Genomic DNA, 17744 nt, shown 5'->3' with positions numbered 1-17744 from the left:
CCGAGTGATTGAATTCCATTTAATGTAACTCACTCCAAACTTATCAATGAGAAGGTGCCAGGATGTCCATACTGCAAGTAGAGAATCTCTCGAAAGAATATAAAGGCAAAGGTAAAACGAATCGGTTTCGAGCGCTGAACGGGATTAGTGTTAGTGTGGATAGCGGCGAGTTTGTGGCGATTATGGGACCCTCGGGGAGCGGGAAAACAACACTTTTAAATATACTAAGCGGAATAGACTCGGAGTATAGTGGGGTTGTAAGAATTGCAGATATTAGTATAAGTGAGATGCCCAAGAACGAGCTTGCGATTTTTCGCCGGCAGCGTATGGGATTCGTTTTTCAGGATTACAATCTGCTGGATAGTCTGACCCTACGGGAAAATATCATGGTGCCCATGGTGCTGGATGAACAAGAGGCAGTAGATATCAATGCCAAGACAGATGAGATGTTATCGCTATTTGATCTCGATGAGGTGAAGGACAAATATCCTTATATGGTTTCAGGGGGGCAACAGCAGCGGGCGGCGATCAGCAGGGCGATTATTAATCATCCAGATGTGATTTTTGCGGACGAGCCGACAGGGAATTTGGATTCCAAATCCTCGAATACGGTGATGAAGACCTTCGCCAAGCTCAACACTCTAAAAGGAGCAACGATAGTGATGGTCACACATGATCCTTTTGCGGCCAGCTATTGTAATCGGGTGCTTTTTATCAAAGATGGGAAGGCTCTACTAGAGATTGCTAGAGAGAATAAAGAGCGCAGAGCATTTTTGGATCTGATTCTGGAGAACCTGGCCTTTATTGGAGGGGGAGAAGATGACCTTTAGGAGAATGGCATTTCAGATATTTAAGGCGAATCTTAGAAGATATTTGTTATTTTTCCTATGCAGCAGCTTTACGGTCATGATCTTTTTTACATTTTATTCGCTGTACAGTAATCCTGATTTTAATGACCCTTATCAAGTGAATGGGATGGTGTCAGGTAATTTATATGCTCCTTTTTTGGTGATAAGGGTCTTTGCTGTTCTGTTTATTGTATATGCTCAAATGGCCTTTTTAAAATTCAGAAAAAGCGACTTTGGGCTATTAATGGTACTTGGAATGACAAGCCACAATATCCGCAAAATCATTTTGTTCGAGAATAGCATGATCGCTTTAGCCTCGATTCTCACTGGTTTAGGTGCAGGGACAGTTTTCTCGGGTATTTTTTTCTTGATTGTTTCGCTGTTTGTAAATATTGGGGACAGTGCTTTTATACTGACGCCGGATAGTTATCTGTATACCATTAAATTCTTCGCGGTGATTTACATAGTTGTGATTGCAGTCAATTTGCTACTAACTTTGCGATACAGTATTTTACGTCTTTTAAAAGAGTCCAGAACCGCAGAACGCAACCTGATTCATGGGAAAATCACCGGGGTCATCGGAGTTTTGCTCTTGGGAATCTCCGTTTATAATATGCTCACTCATTACAACCCTTCCGATGCTCGCATGATGTTAATAAATCTGGGAATTAGTATGTTAGGCGTTTATTTGCTGTTGTCAGGACTTGGGGACTGGTTGAAACTTTTTATATCGCGATCAAGCAGAGCATATCACAAGCACCTGCTGTTTAGTTCCAATTTGATCTATACCCTTGGTCGCTCCAAAATAGTGCTTTCTCTTATCACCTTCCTCGTTTTCATCACGATTTCTCTAAGCGGGATTATTTTTTATTTGACCTGGAATGCTGAGGATATTCCGATTGCAAACAATCCATATGATATTGCCTATTCAGAAGTATTCGGAAAAAATAGCATCTCACCAAAAATACTAAGCGAGATCACGGATCATGGCGCCACGCCGCTGCTTTCACACCAAAAGCTGGAGTATATCGACTTGTTTAATTTCAAAATATTTCTGGACCAGAATATAAACGCATTAATCGGCACTGATTATCATGTGGAGAAAGATCACTTTCTAAATCTGGCCATAGTTGCACAAGGAGAAGAGTGGAAGAATCAAAGACCGGAAATGCCCACTTTTGATATGAAGCTTGCTGCGGGGAAGCATACGCTGTATTCACAAGGTATCCTATTTGACATGGTATTTAACCCTGTGCCGAATCTAATGAATGGTCTTCATATCATTGTAAACGAAGAGGATTATATGGCGCTGAAAGCGGAAAATAAAAAAGCGATCGGTAATCTTCAGCTCCTGAATTTTAAGGATTGGAAAAAAACTGCGGATATAGATGCTAAGTTAAATGCCGCTTTAGCCAAATATAACAAAGACAATACAGAGTCCTGGTATGGCAATGAACGGCAAGAGGCCCTCGTATTCTCTACGAAGTCTAGAATAAGTGACTATCTACAGTTACAGGAGTCTGGCCGATTTGGAATCTTCGTAATTTCATTTGTTGGTTTAATATTTTTCGGCGCCTCCGGGATAGTGCTGCATTTCAGTATTCAGACCGATTTAGAGCGTGAGCGGATCAAATTCAGGAAGCTGAACAAGATTGGAATTACTTCTAAGGACGTGGCCCGCATTATAGGCGGCCCTTTAAAAGTGCTGTTTTTTCTCCCGTATGCATTAGGTATTGCATTGTCTTCTTTTTATGTTGTTAGTTCTTCCAGGGTTGAAATGTCTGCAGCTCTGGAGCCGATGTGGTTTTGTTTGTTAGTAGGCGGAGCGTATCTTTTATTTCAAGTCCTCTTTTATCGTATATACACCAAAATATACACTCGCAATATGCTGGCACATATTCAGCTACTCGATATTCCCTTAATAGACCAAAAAGAGATTTCAATTTAATCCCAAATATGATAATATTGGTGCACAAAACGTGGGGGGATTCCATTTGAAAAAGATTTTTTCCAGAATTGCAGTCGCATTAATGATCTTGACCCTTGTTGCGATAGTCACTTGCTTTTATATTGGTGAATTCACCTATGCGTATGGATTAATTTTGGTGCTGTTTTTCGTATTTGCGGGGATGGGGCAGCTCTATAAGCTTAAAAATGATGAGTATATGTACAAAAAACTAAATAACACCGATGAGTATAATGAATATACTAGATGATATAAATTTAACAGAAACTTCTTATGTATAGCCAAACACCCCACTTTAGACAGTGCCTAAAGAGGGGTGTTTTTGTATGTGCCTATGTTTATTTCTTACCGTTGCGTTCAAGAATCATATCTACGAACAGATCAATCTGTGCGGTAATCGCAATCGGATCATAGCGGTAGTAGGTATCAAAATCATTGTAAAATAGATGATCGTTCTTCGCAGCATCAAGTCCGTTCCAAACTGGAGATTCCTTCAGTTCTTTCAGCTTATCCCCTTTTTTGTCAGGATCATAAGTGGTGAGGAACATGTAGTCAGCAGCATATTCGGGCAATAGCTCCATGGACAGCTGCAACGTTTGGTTGTCGTTGCTGTTCTTAGTAGGCATTTTTAGCTTAAGTGCGTTATAAAGGGCTTGTCCGCCACGGCCAGCATTATTTCCGAAGGTCCATAGCTCACCTTTATCAGTCAGCTCATAGATTCCAAAAGTATCATTTTCATTTACGACACCTTTAAGCTTCTCGCGGCCTTCAGCAGCCTTTTTCTCAAAGTCAGCAATAAATTGTTCAGCTTTGTCAGGCACACCTACAATGTCACCGAACAGTTTAACAGTTTCATAGATATTTGTAGCGGTTCCGTATGGAATATGAATGGTTGGAGCAATTTTGGATAAAGCATCGTAGTTATCATCGTACATAACGACGATCAGGTCAGGTGTAAGTTCCAGAGCTTTCTCGGCGTTAACTGGAGCACCGACATCTTGTGTATTTGCGAGCAGGTCTTTCAAGAAGGGATTATCAAAGGTACTAGGTTCGACACCTACTACATTTGCTCCTACGGAGAGCAACTCCCCACCATAATAATCTGTAATAATCCGTTGTGGTTTTACAGGTATCTGTACAGTACCCTTAGTGGTTTCATAGCTACGCATTTCAGCAGCTGAAGCCTCAGGAGCAGCCGTTGGCTCAGTGCTTGGTGCTGTAGTTGCTTCTGTTGTTGCTGTTGGTTTATTAGATGAAGCATTGTTCGTTCCCCCGCAAGCTGTCACAAATACAGACAATAACATTATGAGTGCCAGGATGGGGAAGAGGGTCTTTCTTTTTAGCATGATAAACCTCCCTATATATATGTACCAACAAATAATAATGAGAATCATTATCATTATTATTTTCAATTTGAACTTTATCAAATCCTAGATTTCCTGTCAATGCAATAAAATAAATGCCTCCTATTAAATCTATCTATTGCCAAACCTAGGAAGGCTCATTTACAATAGCATAGTGATAATGAGAATCAATTTCATAGAAATAAGGTGGCATTCATGAATCAACAGATATCTTCCAAGATTAGACCTAATAAAGGGTCAGCCATACAAGAGTTCCGTTCACGTCCTTGGGCTGCCACGTTAATCTTGGTTGGCGGTCTGGTACTATTAGCACTAGGTATCGCTGTTTCAGTCTCCTTCGGAGCGGCTGATATTAAACTTTCTGTGGTGTGGGCAGCCGTGTTTCACTTTAATCCGGAGATCATGGATCATCAGATTATTAGGGAATTACGATTACCCCGTGTACTTGGCGGGGCCATGATAGGGGCCAGCTTTGCAGTTGCGGGTGCCATTATGCAGGGGATGACCCGAAATCCACTCGCAGATTCAGGTTTGATGGGCATTAACTCAGGCGCAGGATTTGCGCTGGCGCTTTGTTTTGCATTTTTCCCGAACTTATCGTTTATGTATTTGATCCTATATTCCTTCGTTGGTGCCGGAGTAGGGGCTGGGGTTGTGTATGGGGTCGGATCATTGGCCAAGGGAGGGCTGACTCCTGCACGTCTGGTGTTGGCGGGTGCTGCTTTTAGTGCACTGCTGTCAGCGCTGAGTGAAGGGGTAGCTTTATATTTTCACATTGGGCAAGATTTGGCTTTCTGGTATGCGGGAGGCGTGGCTGGGACGAAATGGATTCAGCTTAAAGTCATGTTCCCTTGGATAGGAGCAGCGTTAATAGGAGCTATGGTATTATCCCGGTCGATTACAATGCTCAGCCTAGGTGACGATGTTGCTAAAGGGCTAGGCCAGCGCACAGGGCTTGTTAAGCTGGCAGGGACTTTAATTGTATTGATTCTGGCTGGATCATCAGTTGCCGTAGTAGGAGCCGTTGGGTTCATTGGACTAATCATTCCCCATTTGACCCGTTTTTTTGTAGGTGTGGATTACAGATGGATCATTCCATGTTCAGCTATTCTCGGCAGTCTGCTTGCAGTATTTGCAGATTTAACAGCACGGATGATTAATCCCCCTAATGAAACGCCGCTTGGAGCCATTATTGCACTGATCGGTGTACCTTTCTTCCTTTATCTTGCACGTAAAGAAAGGAGGGAACTGTAATGATAGAGAAAACTTCATTCGATTCCTTCCAAGCCGCCAAAAATAAACGTGGCTTAGTTATAATGATTATTTTAGCTGTACTGATTGTTATTGCTTTTATTATTAGTATGAATACAGGATACATACGTTTGACACCTATGGAGCTGCTTAATACGTTATTCGGTAAAGGGACGGATAAGCAAGAGTTAATCTTGTTTCAATTTCGGTTACCGCGTATTGTGATCTCCGTTCTGATAGGCGCAGGTTTGGCTGTATCCGGAGCTGTGATGCAGGGCGTCTTTCGTAATGCTTTGGCCGACCCCGGCATCTTAGGGATTAACGCTGGCGCAGGAATTATGGTTATGCTGTTAATTTCTTTTTACCCAACGGCAACCGCGGCTCCGGTGTATCTGCTGCCTATGGTAGCGTTTGTTGGTGCGGCAATTACTGCTGCCTTGATTTATGTCTTAGCTTATAAACGGCATGAAGGAATAAAACCCATGCGCCTGTTGCTGACTGGTGTAGCGGTTGCAGCTGGAATGAGTGCAGCGATGATCGTGCTGACTCTTCGGCTGGATCCGGAGAAGTATCAGTTTGTGGCTACTTGGCTTGCCGGGAGTATTTGGGGCACAAGCTGGAAGTTTGTACTTTCTTTACTACCATGGATCGTAATTCTTGTGCCGTATGTCATCTATAAAGCAAGGGTAATGAACGTCCTTAATTTGGGTGAACAGACAGCCGTAGGACTTGGGGCTGCTGTAACCAAAGAACAATTCCGGCTTCTTGCCGCTGCGGTTGGTCTAGCTGCGGCAAGTGTTGCTGTGAGTGGCGGGATTGGCTTTGTCGGACTTGTCGGCCCCCATTTGGCGAGACGACTAGTTGGACCCAAACATCAGCTCATGCTGCCAACCTCAGCGCTGCTCGGCTCACTGCTAGTCATTATAGCGGATACCATTGGACGCTGGATCTTACAGCCATCTGAGATCCCCACTGGAATCGTTGTTGCTGTAATTGGAGCGCCATACTTTTTGTATTTGCTAGCCCGTACTAAATCTTGATGAAAGAAGATGGTCACTCACCGGAAGGAGCGAATTTTTACAATGTTGCGTCGTTTTTTTGCTTACTATAGACCCTATAAGGGATTGTTTATTCTTGACTTCTCCTGTGCTATTGCTGCTGCACTGCTGGAACTAGTCTTCCCGCTGGCCGTTAACCGGGTAGTGGATGATATGCTGCCAAGTGGGAATTGGAAATGGATTCTCTATTCTTGCCTCGGTTTGCTGGGGATCTATATCGTCAGCGCCTTTATGCATTTTGTCGTCACTTATTGGGGGCATAAGCTGGGGATTAATATCGAGTCGGATATGAGAAAAAAGCTGTTTGATCGTGTACAGAAGCTCTCTTTCAACTTCTTCGATAATAATAAAACAGGCCATTTGGTCTCACGGATGACAAATGATCTGATGGATATCGGTGAGATTGCCCACCATGGTCCTGAAGATTTATTCATAGCAGTGATGACGCTGCTGGGTGTATTCGGTATCATGCTTAGCATTAATTGGCAATTAGCTATTCTGACCTTTGTAATTGTCCCGCTGATGATTTATTTATCCATGTACTTCAGTCGCAAAATGTCAAAAGCGTTCCACATCATGTTCGCGGACATTGCTGACTATAACGCACGCGTAGAGAACAATGTAAGCGGGATCCGTGTTGTGCAAGCTTTTGCTAATGAGAATCATGAAATTTCCCGCTTTGCAGTTAATAACGAACGCTTCCGTATTACGAAGCTAATGACCTACCGAATTATGGCTTGGAATTCATCCTTTAGCTTTGTGCTCATGAAGCTGGTCTCGTTATTCGTTCTTGTGTGCGGAACCTATTTTGTAATCCAGAAGCAGATGACCTACGGTGAATTTATTGCCTTTGTGATGTTGTCTAATGTCTTCTTAGGACCTTTGCAACAGATTAATTCGGTCATCGAGACCTATCCTAAAGGGATCGCTGGTTTCAAACGTTATCTTGAACTGCTGGAGACGGAGCCGGATGTTGATGACGCAAAAGACGCTAAGCCAGTGTCTCATCTGTCAGGGAATATAACCTTCCAGGATGTAGCTTTTGCTTATAGTGATAAAGAAAAGGTGTTAACCCATGTGAACTTATCGATTTCAGCAGGAGAGACCGTTGCGCTTGTGGGTCCATCCGGTGCTGGTAAGACAACACTTTGCAGCTTGCTGCCACGCTTTTACGATGTAAGCGAAGGCAACATCTCTATTGATGGAATAGATATTCGCTCCATGACGTTGGAATCACTTCGTTCCCATATCGGGATTGTACAACAAGATGTATTCCTGTTTGACGGAACTATTCGTGAGAACATTGCTTACGGCAGATTGGGAGCTTCCGATGAAGAAATCTGGGAGGCTGCAGGGCGCGCTCAGCTGGAAGAACTGATTAAATCTCAGCCCGCCGGGCTGGATACAATGATCGGAGAGAGAGGCGTCAAGCTTTCTGGCGGTCAGAAGCAGAGGTTGTCCATCGCCCGGATGTTCTTGAAGAATCCGACGATTCTCATTCTGGACGAAGCTACATCTGCACTGGATACTGAAACGGAGTCCGCTATACAAGAGGCGCTCGCAGAGTTGTCTGAGGGACGCACAACACTTGTTATTGCTCATCGCCTTGCAACGATCAGAAATGCGGACCGGATTGTTGTCGTTGCGGAAGGTGGCATCGCAGAACAAGGTAAGCATGAGGAACTGCTGCAGACTGCCGGAATTTACAGCCGATTGCATGAAGCGCAGTTTGGAGCTTAAGTAGCTGAAGGGATCACTAGAATATAATTTTGGAGGGACACAATGAATAAACAACTGGAATTATACGATGTAACCATTATTGGTGGCGGACCTGCTGGGATGTATACAGCTTTTTATAGCGGAATGAGAGACTTGAAGACAAAGTTAATTGAAGCGAAGGATGAGCTCGGAGGAAGAATGCTTATTTATCCCGAAAAAATGATCTGGGATGTAGGAGGCGTAACCCCAACTCTTTGTCATCAACTAATCGGTCAGCTCAAGGAGCAGGCTCAAACCTTCGATCCGACTATTGTGCTGGGTCAGCAAATTATGAATCAAGAGAGACAAGAGGATGGAACGTACATCCTGACCTCTTCTACTGGGGAACAACATTGGACCCGCACAGTCATTTTGGCCATTGGTTACGGAATTCTGCAGATGGCAAAGCTTGAAATTGAAGGTGCAGATCGTTATGAGGTGACAAATCTTCATTATACCGTTCAAGAGCTGGAGCCGTTCCGCGGTAAAAGAGTGCTAATCTCCGGTGGAGGCAACTCCGCAGTAGATTGGGCGAATGAATTGGAGCCTATCGCTGCAAGTGTGACGATTGCACATCGTCGTGAACAGTTTGGCGGGCATGAGAAAAACATTGTACGGATGAAGGAATCCTCAGTCAATGTCCGTGCGCCATATGCAGTAAGCCAATTACACAGCAGTAATGGTGAAACGATAGATCAGGTTACGATCAGTCATATAGAGACAGGTGAAACAGAGCAGTTTGAAGTGGATGCTGTCATTGTGAATCATGGTCTGAAAAGCGATTTTGGTCCGTTAAAAGAATGGGGTCTTGATATGGGCGAGTGGTGTGCGAATGTAACCGATAAGCTGGAGACCAATCTTCCGGGTATATTTGCAGCAGGTGACTTTGTGGATTATGCAAGCAAGGTTCGTTTGATCGCAGGTACTTTCACTGATGCGGCTCTGGCGCTTAATAGCGCTAAGCTGTACATAGACCCAACCGCGGCCAAAGTCGCTTACGTATCTTCTCACAATGAACGGTTCAAAGAGAAGAATAAAGCGCTTGGAGTCGTTGACGACCACTAAGGATAGAGGCTTCTCAAACCATAAAATCTGAAGTTTTATATAAGGCGTATAGGGGATCTTATCCATTTCGAGCGGAGAGAAACCTTATACGCTTGCTTTATATTTTATGGGTTATTAAGTCTAGCAGTCTGGAAGGGAGCAGGAATGAAGCTATCAAATAATAACCCGGTTCATAGAATTTATCTGTTAAAAGAGGTAGGGAAACGCCAATGCGGTGGCGGTCACATCAGTAAACCCCAAATTGCCCAGTCCCCACTCTTCCTGACACCAATAGAAGCTATCATTCAAATAACCATAGAAGGAGAGACAGTATCTCTTAAAAATGGTGAAATTCTTTTTCTAAGCGCAGGTGCGACATATCAAATTAATGCTCCATTAGAGACTGTTATCTCTGTTCTAGCAATTTCCTATGAGGTATATGGGCTAAGCAATAGCACGGAGCAAGAATTGGTCTATGGACTTTGCCGTGAAATTTTTCCGGTCAATGGGATTTTACCTATACGTACGACGAATAAAATAACTCGCTTATTCAGCGAATTGGAAGACGTTGCTGCCAATAATTTAGAAGCACAGGCAGATAGAATTCAATCCTTGCTGTATCAGCTACATCAACTGGTCGTAGAGGCTGACGCTGAAGCAGACATTACGGATAGTTCATATTTCAGAATGCTCTCTTATATCCACCAGAATTTCCAAAGGGAGATTACGCGGGAGATGATGTCTCGAATAATGGGCTTCAATCCTCGTTATTTCTCAGTATGGTTCCGCAAGCAGACGGGTTGGAGCTTCACCGAATATGTAGCTCATTTAAGAGTAAATAAAGCGAAAAAACACTTGATGTCCAGCAAAGCAACAATACAGGAAATTTCGCAAAAAGTAGGCTATACAGATGGACTATATCTGAGCCGCAAATTCAAGCAAGTCACCGGGATGACCCCAACAGAGTTCCGTTTGCGTCCCAAACCGAAGCGGATAGTAGCGTTGCAATTTTTAGGGGATTTACTTGCGCTGGGTGTGAAGCCTGTCGCAGTTGAAGAAGATGTGATGAATTACTCCTTGCTTTTGCTGCCGGAACTGGCGGGTGTACGATCATTTGAGCTGCAGGGATGTCCGGAGGAAGCGGAATGGCCTGGGCTGGAAGCCGATTTAGTTATTGCACCAACCTATCTGAGCCCCCGTCAGCTTAAATGCATGGAGAAGTTGGGGCCACTCGTTACGGTAGAGTGTGATAAAATGGACCGCCTGGAACAGATTCGTTTGTTCGGCAGACTGCTGGGTGAAGAGGAGCGGGCAGAGGCATGGATAAGGCACTATCATTTGAAAATAGATTTGTCCAAGCAGCGCTTGTCCTCACTAATTGAATCTGGTGAAACGGTAGCGGTGTATGAGATTAGGCAAGATAACAGTATTTATATCTGGAATCATACAGCCCGCGGGGTGTACAATCTGTATCCAATGCTGGGGTTAACTCCACCGGACAAGGTAAGGTCAGATGTTCTGGAGCGGAATGATCATTTATGCATCTCACTGTCGGAATTGCCAATATATGCGGCTGACCATATGTTTGTGGTCGTATCAGGACAAGAGGACTGGATGTCGAAGACGCGTAAACGGATTAGTAAAAGTGCGGTTTGGCGCAATCTTCCAGCATTCAGGAATGGACGCATATATTACCTGAAGCTTGAGGAATTTTGGGGCAGCGAAGGGCTTGCGCTCGAACGCCAATTGGAGATACAGACAGATTTGTTAACCGGCCATAATTTAAGCTGACAATCGTCCATAGCAAAATTGATGTATTAGCGTGTATATATGTTTTCCTGCGGAGACGGTATATTAAACAAAGATCTAAATGATATTGATTATCAATATCATAATAATATAAAGTCTCAAGGGGGATTTACATTGTACAAAATAATATCGTTAGGAAAAACAAGCATGATAGCCGTTATGCTTACGCTGGTGCTGCTGTTGAGCGCATGCGGACAAGCAGCTAATCAGGGGAATGCTCCAGCTAGCACGTCGGCCGAAGTGGCTAAAAGCACTAATGATTCTGTAGTTGCCAGCTCGGAGCCGGCTGCTGATGCAGAGTACTGGACATACGAAAGCGATAAAGGCCCGGTGCAGATTCCACGCAATCCACAAAGAGTTGTGATCCCGGTACAAGACTTTATTGGTGATCTTCTGACGCTTGACGTGACGCCCATTGCCGTTGCCGGGAATGACATCCTGAACCATCCATATTTCAAAGAGGCGCTGACAGGTGTAGAAGTTGTAGGCGATGACATGACGGTGTCCCTGGAGAAAATAACAAGCCTCGAACCGGACTTGATTATCACTTATCAGGAAGATACCTATGAGCAAATCTCTAAGATTGCTCCAACGGTCTTTATTCATTGGGGCAAATACGACTATAAAGAACGATTGATCGAGATCGGGAAAATCTTGAACAAGGAGCAGCAGGCTGTAAAGTGGGTGGCGGATTTCAATCAGAAGCTGGAAGCGAAGAAAGCGGAATTGGCTGATCTGATCGCAGCTGATAAAAAAGTGGCGATCTTTGAAATTGCCGGTAAAGAGCTGTATTTATATGGTTCGTCATATGGGCGTGGTGGAGAGATTATATATAACGGATTGGGGCTGCATGCACCTGATCTTGTCCAAGAGGCAGCCTTTAAAGAAGGCTGGGCTTCCCTCTCACTCGAAGCGTTGCCCGAGTACTTAGAAGAAGCTGATTATATCTTCCAAGGCTTCAGCCGTGGTGTGGAGCAGGATAAGCTGGACATTCTGGACAGTGTCTTCTGGCAAAGCCTACCTGCTGTTAAGGCGGGTCATGTATTCACCTACGATCTTAAAACGTATTATCTCTCCGATGCTTATGCGCTGGACAAGCAACTGGATGAGATAGTTACGTTGCTGAAGTCTCTTCAATAAGTTAATTTCAAAAGAGTATAAGGGGATGTTCGCGGAGCTATAGTAGCTCAAGGACATCCCTTTTGCGTGTTCATATTCCAAGTTAAGCGAGGTTATAGATTCCATTTGTTGCATAAAAAAGCGGTGTAGAACAAATAGTATGAGCAGGAGGTGTTAATGATGGATCCCTTTAACTCTACTATTTTGGACGATAATCTTAAAGAGCTTCAAGAAAGGCTTGGCCATAGCCCTGATATTGTTATTCGTAGAATTAAATCCATAACCACACAGGTTGAGGTAGCTGCCGTATATATTGAGGGATTAATAGAAAAATTGAGGGTCAACGAGTTTGTGGAGCATGCGATGTCGTTTGATAAACTAAGTGAAGAACACCCGGTGGTAAAATCCGCTGAAGATATCTTTTTGTATATGAAAGAAGTGGCGAGAGGAATCGGAGAAGAACAGACGCTTGAAGATTGGGATGTGCTTTTTGAGGCTTTATTCTCTGGAGATACCATTCTTTGGGTCAACGGGATAAGGGAAGCTATCAGAGGGAATACAAGCGGCGGTGAGGTTAGAACGGTATCGGACGCTACAACTCAAGTAGCCATTCGTGGCTCCAAGGAAGGTTTCACAGAATCTATTGGGACGAATATCTCTCTGGTGCGCAGGAAAATAAAAAGCCCTAATCTCTGGGTAGAGTCGATGAAGATAGGTGACGTCACGCAAACGAATGTATCTATTATGTATATTCATGGAATCGTCAATGATAATACCTTACAGGAGCTCAGAACTAAGCTGCAAAGCATTGATATAGACGGGATTCTGGAATCTGGATACATTGAGCAATTTTTAGAAGACACTCCCTTTTCCCCATTCCCAACATTATATAATACGGAACGTCCTGACAGTGTTGCAGGAAATCTTTTAGAAGGACGAGTTGCTATTTTTGTGGACGGGACCCCGTTTGTGCTGATTGCACCTACAACCTTTTTTATGTTTTTACATGCCGTAGAAGATTATTACCAGCGTTATGATATTACGACTTTGATCCGATTATTGAGATTTATTTGCCTTGTTATTTCGTTATTTGGCCCAGCACTCTTTATTGCGATTCTGAATTTTCATCAAGAAATGATCCCAACAGCCCTACTTATTAATTTTGCTTCGCAAAGGGAGGGGGTTCCATTTCCGGCTTTTATTGAGGCTATGCTGATGGAATTTACTTTTGAGATTATACGTGAAGCAGGAATTCGTATGCCATCCCCTATAGGTCAAACTGTATCGATCATTGGGGGCTTAGTGTTAGGACAGGCAGCCGTACAAGCCGGTATTGTCTCTCCTGCAATGGTTATTGTAGTTTCACTTACAGGAATATCCAGCTTTGCTACTCCTGCTTTTAATATGGCTCTTTCCATACGCATCTTGCGTTTCATCATTATGTTTATCGCAGCCTTTATGGGGCTTTATGGAATAACGATCTTTACTTTTATTTTGGTTGCTCATATGTGCAGCTTGAAATCGTTGGGTTTTCCCTATATGTCTCCGTTTGGTCCTTTTATCGCTGAGAATCAGAAGGACGCGATCTTGCGTGTGCCCTTGAAATATATGAAAACTCGGCCGCGTCTTATTAGCCAAAAAAATAATACTCGACTTAAGGTGAATGATGGAAAGCCGGGGAGTGGCAAATGAAGGTCGGATGGATGATGCGTTCATTTATTTGTATATGCTGCTTAATGTTGCTGACAAGCTGCTGGAACAGTCGGGAGTTAAACAATTTAGGCATTGTGACCGGTATAGGTGTGGATAAAGTGCCGAATAAAGAGGAATATCATGTTACTTTTCAGATTGTGAATCCATCCTCAACAGCTACAAGTGCAGGAGCTAGCACCGGACAACCCACGGTCACTATTTATTCTTCTACGGACCGTACGATCTTTGGCGCTTTTCGCAAGACTTCAAAAAAGGCGGCAAGACAGATGTTTTTTGCACACACGCAGCTATTAGTTTTAGGCGAATCTACAGTGAAGAGCGGTATTGATGGGATTTTTGACATCTTTGAAAGGTCCCATGAGCTGCGGCTCAACACGAATGTTATTGTAGCCAGAGATACGGAAGCATCCTCTATTCTGAAACTATTGCTTCCCGTAGAAAGCCTGCCTGCAATTGGGATTATTAAAAAGAGTAAAAATACCGCTAGAATATATGGAGAAAGCCGGGATATCAATGTTTTTGAGCTAATTAATGGTATCAGTGGGGAAGGGTCAGTGGTGATATCCGGAGCCAGAATTCTTGGAGACGCTGAAGAAGGAACTAAAAAATCCGGGATGGAGCAAACTCAAGTAAAAGCACTTGTCACAATGAGCGGGCTAAGCGTATTGAAAAAAGGGGTTCTTCAGGGATGGCTGGATGGACCTCTTGCCCGGGGGGCACTGTGGGTACAGAACGAGATTAATGAAACCAGTATTAATGTAGATTCAGATGAGGCTAAAGATTCGATAGCTGTGAACATTAATTATTCAAAAACAAAAATTAAGATTGAACTCCGCAATAAAGTACCCGTCATTCATGTGAATGTTGTGGAAGAGGGGACACTTAATGAGACTCAGAGTTATATTGAGCTAAGTGATAGAGAGGTAATCGTTCAATTGGAACAACAAGTGGCTCTTAAAACTAAACAGGAAATAACCCAAGCCTTACAGGCTGCTCAAACTATGAAATGCGATATTTTCAATTTTGGGAATGAACTGAAGCGCACAAATCCAAAAGCATGGGAGACTGTTAAGGACGATTGGGAGTCAGTGTTCGCGGAAGCGGAAGTCGACGTTTCTGTGGAGGCATATATTCGCAGTGTAGGAATGAGATTAGAGCCGCAATTGTTAAAGGAAAAATGACAGGGTTTAGTTGAGAAAGGTGGGAGAAGGCCACTTTATGAAAAAAGAAACCATCAGCGCGAGTCAATTATTTGCTTTGATTTTTTTGTTTGAATTGGGAACGGCCCTTGTGGTACCGATTGGACTTGAAAGTGGCCATGCTGTCTGGATTGCTATTCTGTTAGCTTTGCCCGGTGGACTTCTTTTGTATTTAATTTATGTTTATTTATACCGGCAATATCCGGGCATGATTATTAGCGGGTATACAAGAAAGATACTGGGCAATGTTATAGGCTGGCCGTTAAGCTTAACATACATTCCAATCCTTCTCTTCAATGGCTCCCGAAATCTGCATGAATCAGGTGAGTTGTTAATAGCTGCTTCTTACGACAGAACACCCGTGTTCATCATTTATGCAATGATGGTTGTTGCGGTAATTTACATCTTAAATAAGGGGATTGAGGTGTTTGCGCGGGCGGCTGAGATTTATATGTTGATTATAATATTGTTGGGCTTGACCAGTTGCTTTTTGGTTATTGCCGCCGGACTTGTAAAACTAGATAACTTGTTTCCGTTACAGGCCTCGGATTGGAAGAATGCATTAAAATCAGCCTATCTGAATATATGGCTATTTCCGTTCGGGGAGATGGTATGTTTCACTACGATTTTACCTCATATCAAAAAAACCAAGGTAGCAAAAAGAACCGGAATCATCGCAATGACTTTATGCGGATTATTACTCAGTTTTACCCATGCCATCGAAATATCCGTTCTAGGAACAGAAATCTACAGTAGAGCCAATTTTCCGATGTTCACTACGATAACGTTAGTAAACCTGGCTAATTTCATTCAACGTTTGGACGCGCTTGTGCTCTTAACCTTAATCATTGGAGTATTTTTTAAAATGTCAGTATATTGCTATGCTGCAATGGTAGTCACTGCAGATCTATTCAAGGTGCAAGACAGCAGGAAGCTCGCCGTTCCCGTTGGTATTGTTGTTTTGTTCGGGGCTTTTATTAGTTCAGCGAATTATCCGATACATATGGACGAAGGAAGGATATTTCTGAAATATATTTTGCCGTATTTCTGTGCCGCTGTACCTATTCTCTTGTTTATCGTTCATTACATCCGCAGAAAATTAGGAAGCATAGGTTAGTTTATTTTATTTGATGGATTTATTGCTTCTATTTCGGATAGAGGATGTAATTGTATTAACAAAAGGTAAGGAGATAAAAACGAGCATAGTTATTGATTCCTGTATGCTTGTAGCTGCAAAGGAGTCATAGATCGTCCGCATTGAAGCGGTGAGGGTTTCTCCTGATAAAAGGTCGATGATTACTGCCATCAGCAACCCCATAAAAGCAAGCATGAAATATAGTGATAGTAATTTCATAATGATCAACTCCATTTGCTAGATTAACCTTAGGCTAAATGTATTATTACCTCTTGAGTGTTTTTGTAGTCAAAAGAAATAACAAATCCCCTACTGCTCCAATGTTGTTGGAAGCAGTAGGGGATTCTAATTTAAGCGCATTTTATTGTGTAAGCCAAGCAGCCAGCTCTTCGGTCTGGGATAACACGGCAATTGGATCATAGTACCAGGAACGTTCTTCTTTCCATACATAGAGATGGCCATTTTTTACAGCGGGTAGGCTACTCCAGATTGGATCAGCTTTGTATTCAGTTTCTGTACGGTTATTGGAAGTTAAGATAATATAGTCTCCTGCGTATTTAGCGAGTGCCTCTGTAGAGATTTCCGCCCATTGCTTCTCCATAATTTCTGCGGCCACAGCTGTAGGGGGCTTGCGACCCAGCGCCTGATAGACAGGCTGTCCGCCTCGGCCAAAGTTATCGCCATAGGCCCAAATGGATTTGCCGCCGTCTTCCATGATGGAAAACGTTGCATCTGCAGGGAGTACTTTGTCTACTTTGGCTTTAGCTTCAGCTATCCGTTTGTCGTAATCTGCAAGCCAGCTTTTGGCTTCCTCTTCTTTACCAAGGAGTTCTCCGAAATAGGTTAATTCGGCATGAGCATCTTTCAGATCACCATATGGCACAACGATGGTTGGAGCAATTTTGCTTAGTGCTTCATAGCTTTCAGCTTGTCCAGAAATAATCAAATCAGGATTAAGTGCGATGATTTTTTCAGGTGACATTTTGCCGTAAGTTCCAGTGTCTGCAACTCCAGTAAGTGCCTCCTTAAAATACATATTCTCCAGTGTTAATCCGGGAGCACCAACAGGGATGGTATCTAGCGCAATCAGACTGCCCAGATATTCCTCAGCGACAATCCTTTTAGGTTGAACAGGAATTTCAATATCACCATTTATAGTAGTGACCTTTTTTAGAGCAGCTGTTTCCGTAGTTTCTGTTGGTTGACTAGTTTCGGTAGGTGCTGTAGTAGCCGATGATGTGTTGCTGGTGTTACTGCCTGTATTCCCCACAGAATTATTGGAATTCCCGCAAGCTGATATGACTAGAATTAATGCCAGCATGAGGGGAAAAAGAAGCCAATGGGATTGTTTGGTGCTATTTTTTCCTGGATTATGCAATTTGTTATTCCTCCTATGTATATTGATTATCATTCTCAATAAGAACTTTACAAGCTTCACCGGGTATTTACTATGGACGGATATGATCTCAGCTTATGCAAA

General features: G+C 43.2%; 15 protein-coding genes. 12 read left to right on the top strand and 3 right to left on the bottom strand.

Translation table 11 applies throughout. The features are described 5' to 3' along the window. The first annotated feature begins 62 nt into the window (after positions 1-62). Genes MKY54_RS21700 through MKY54_RS21690 form a run of 3 tightly spaced genes read left to right on the top strand, consistent with a single transcriptional unit; the run spans position 63 to position 3064 of the window. Positions 63-830, top strand: coding sequence for an ABC transporter ATP-binding protein (locus tag MKY54_RS21700; RefSeq protein ID WP_339187891.1), 768 nt, complete (start codon positions 63-65; stop codon positions 828-830). Beyond that, complete coding sequence (locus MKY54_RS21695) at positions 820-2796, top strand: ABC transporter permease (RefSeq protein ID WP_339187889.1); 1977 nt, start codon at positions 820-822, stop codon at positions 2794-2796. The genes MKY54_RS21700 and MKY54_RS21695 overlap by 11 nt, the downstream gene beginning before the upstream one ends. A gap of 46 nt (positions 2797-2842) precedes the next feature. Then, positions 2843-3064: a hypothetical protein gene (locus MKY54_RS21690; RefSeq protein WP_042190339.1), complete on the top strand. Its 222-nt coding sequence runs from the start codon at positions 2843-2845 to the stop codon at positions 3062-3064. Positions 3065-3152: 88 nt separating this feature from the next. Here the strand turns inward: MKY54_RS21690 and MKY54_RS21685 are convergent, their stop codons facing one another. After that, positions 3153-4160, bottom strand: coding sequence for an ABC transporter substrate-binding protein (locus MKY54_RS21685; RefSeq protein ID WP_076276692.1), 1008 nt, complete (start codon positions 4158-4160; stop codon positions 3153-3155). A gap of 213 nt (positions 4161-4373) precedes the next feature. Here MKY54_RS21685 and MKY54_RS21680 point away from each other — a divergent pair, with 213 nt between their 5' ends. From MKY54_RS21680 to MKY54_RS21640, 9 genes are all read left to right on the top strand, one after another. Next, entirely contained in the window at positions 4374-5432 is a 1059-nt protein-coding gene (locus MKY54_RS21680) for an iron ABC transporter permease (RefSeq protein WP_076129506.1), read from the top strand. After that, positions 5432-6469, top strand: a complete 1038-nt coding sequence (locus MKY54_RS21675; protein ID WP_076129507.1) for an iron ABC transporter permease — start codon at positions 5432-5434, stop codon at positions 6467-6469. The genes MKY54_RS21680 and MKY54_RS21675 overlap by 1 nt, the downstream gene beginning before the upstream one ends. A 42-nt stretch (positions 6470-6511) precedes the next feature. Beyond that, entirely contained in the window at positions 6512-8227 is a 1716-nt protein-coding gene (locus MKY54_RS21670; RefSeq protein ID WP_339187885.1) for an ABC transporter ATP-binding protein, read from the top strand. A 42-nt stretch (positions 8228-8269) separates the two neighbouring features. Continuing rightward, positions 8270-9310 (top strand): NAD(P)/FAD-dependent oxidoreductase, encoded by a 1041-nt coding sequence (locus MKY54_RS21665; protein ID WP_076129508.1) that lies wholly within the window; start codon positions 8270-8272, stop codon positions 9308-9310. Between the two features lie 144 nt (positions 9311-9454). Continuing rightward, entirely contained in the window at positions 9455-11080 is a 1626-nt protein-coding gene (locus MKY54_RS21660; RefSeq protein WP_076192280.1) for a helix-turn-helix domain-containing protein, read from the top strand. A 132-nt stretch (positions 11081-11212) separates the two neighbouring features. Beyond that, positions 11213-12238 (top strand): iron-hydroxamate ABC transporter substrate-binding protein, encoded by a 1026-nt coding sequence (locus tag MKY54_RS21655; RefSeq protein ID WP_339187884.1) that lies wholly within the window; start codon positions 11213-11215, stop codon positions 12236-12238. 159 nt (positions 12239-12397) lie between these two features. Beyond that, positions 12398-13909 (top strand): spore germination protein, encoded by a 1512-nt coding sequence (locus MKY54_RS21650; protein ID WP_076184083.1) that lies wholly within the window; start codon positions 12398-12400, stop codon positions 13907-13909. Beyond that, positions 13906-15111 carry a Ger(x)C family spore germination protein gene (locus MKY54_RS21645; RefSeq protein ID WP_076184080.1) on the top strand — a complete coding sequence of 402 codons (1206 nt, stop codon included), beginning with the start codon at positions 13906-13908 and terminating at the stop codon, positions 15109-15111. The genes MKY54_RS21650 and MKY54_RS21645 overlap by 4 nt, the downstream gene beginning before the upstream one ends. Before the next feature lie 37 nt (positions 15112-15148). Next, positions 15149-16246: a GerAB/ArcD/ProY family transporter gene (locus MKY54_RS21640; protein WP_076127405.1), complete on the top strand. Its 1098-nt coding sequence runs from the start codon at positions 15149-15151 to the stop codon at positions 16244-16246. Between the two features lie 6 nt (positions 16247-16252). Here MKY54_RS21640 and MKY54_RS21635 read toward each other — a convergent pair whose 3' ends face one another. Together MKY54_RS21635 and MKY54_RS21630 are read right to left on the bottom strand one after the other, a co-directional pair. After that, complete coding sequence (locus MKY54_RS21635; RefSeq protein ID WP_076127617.1) at positions 16253-16483, bottom strand: hypothetical protein; 231 nt, start codon at positions 16481-16483, stop codon at positions 16253-16255. 142 nt (positions 16484-16625) lie between these two features. Continuing rightward, positions 16626-17642: an ABC transporter substrate-binding protein gene (locus MKY54_RS21630; protein WP_339187880.1), complete on the bottom strand. Its 1017-nt coding sequence runs from the start codon at positions 17640-17642 to the stop codon at positions 16626-16628. Positions 17643-17744: the final 102 nt, after the last annotated feature.

This window comes from Paenibacillus sp. FSL P2-0121, assembly GCF_037975345.1.
Lineage (GTDB): Bacteria > Bacillota > Bacilli > Paenibacillales > Paenibacillaceae > Paenibacillus_AQ > Paenibacillus_AQ odorifer.
Note: the sequence above shows the minus strand (reverse complement) of the source record. Positions and strands in the feature narration are given on the sequence as shown.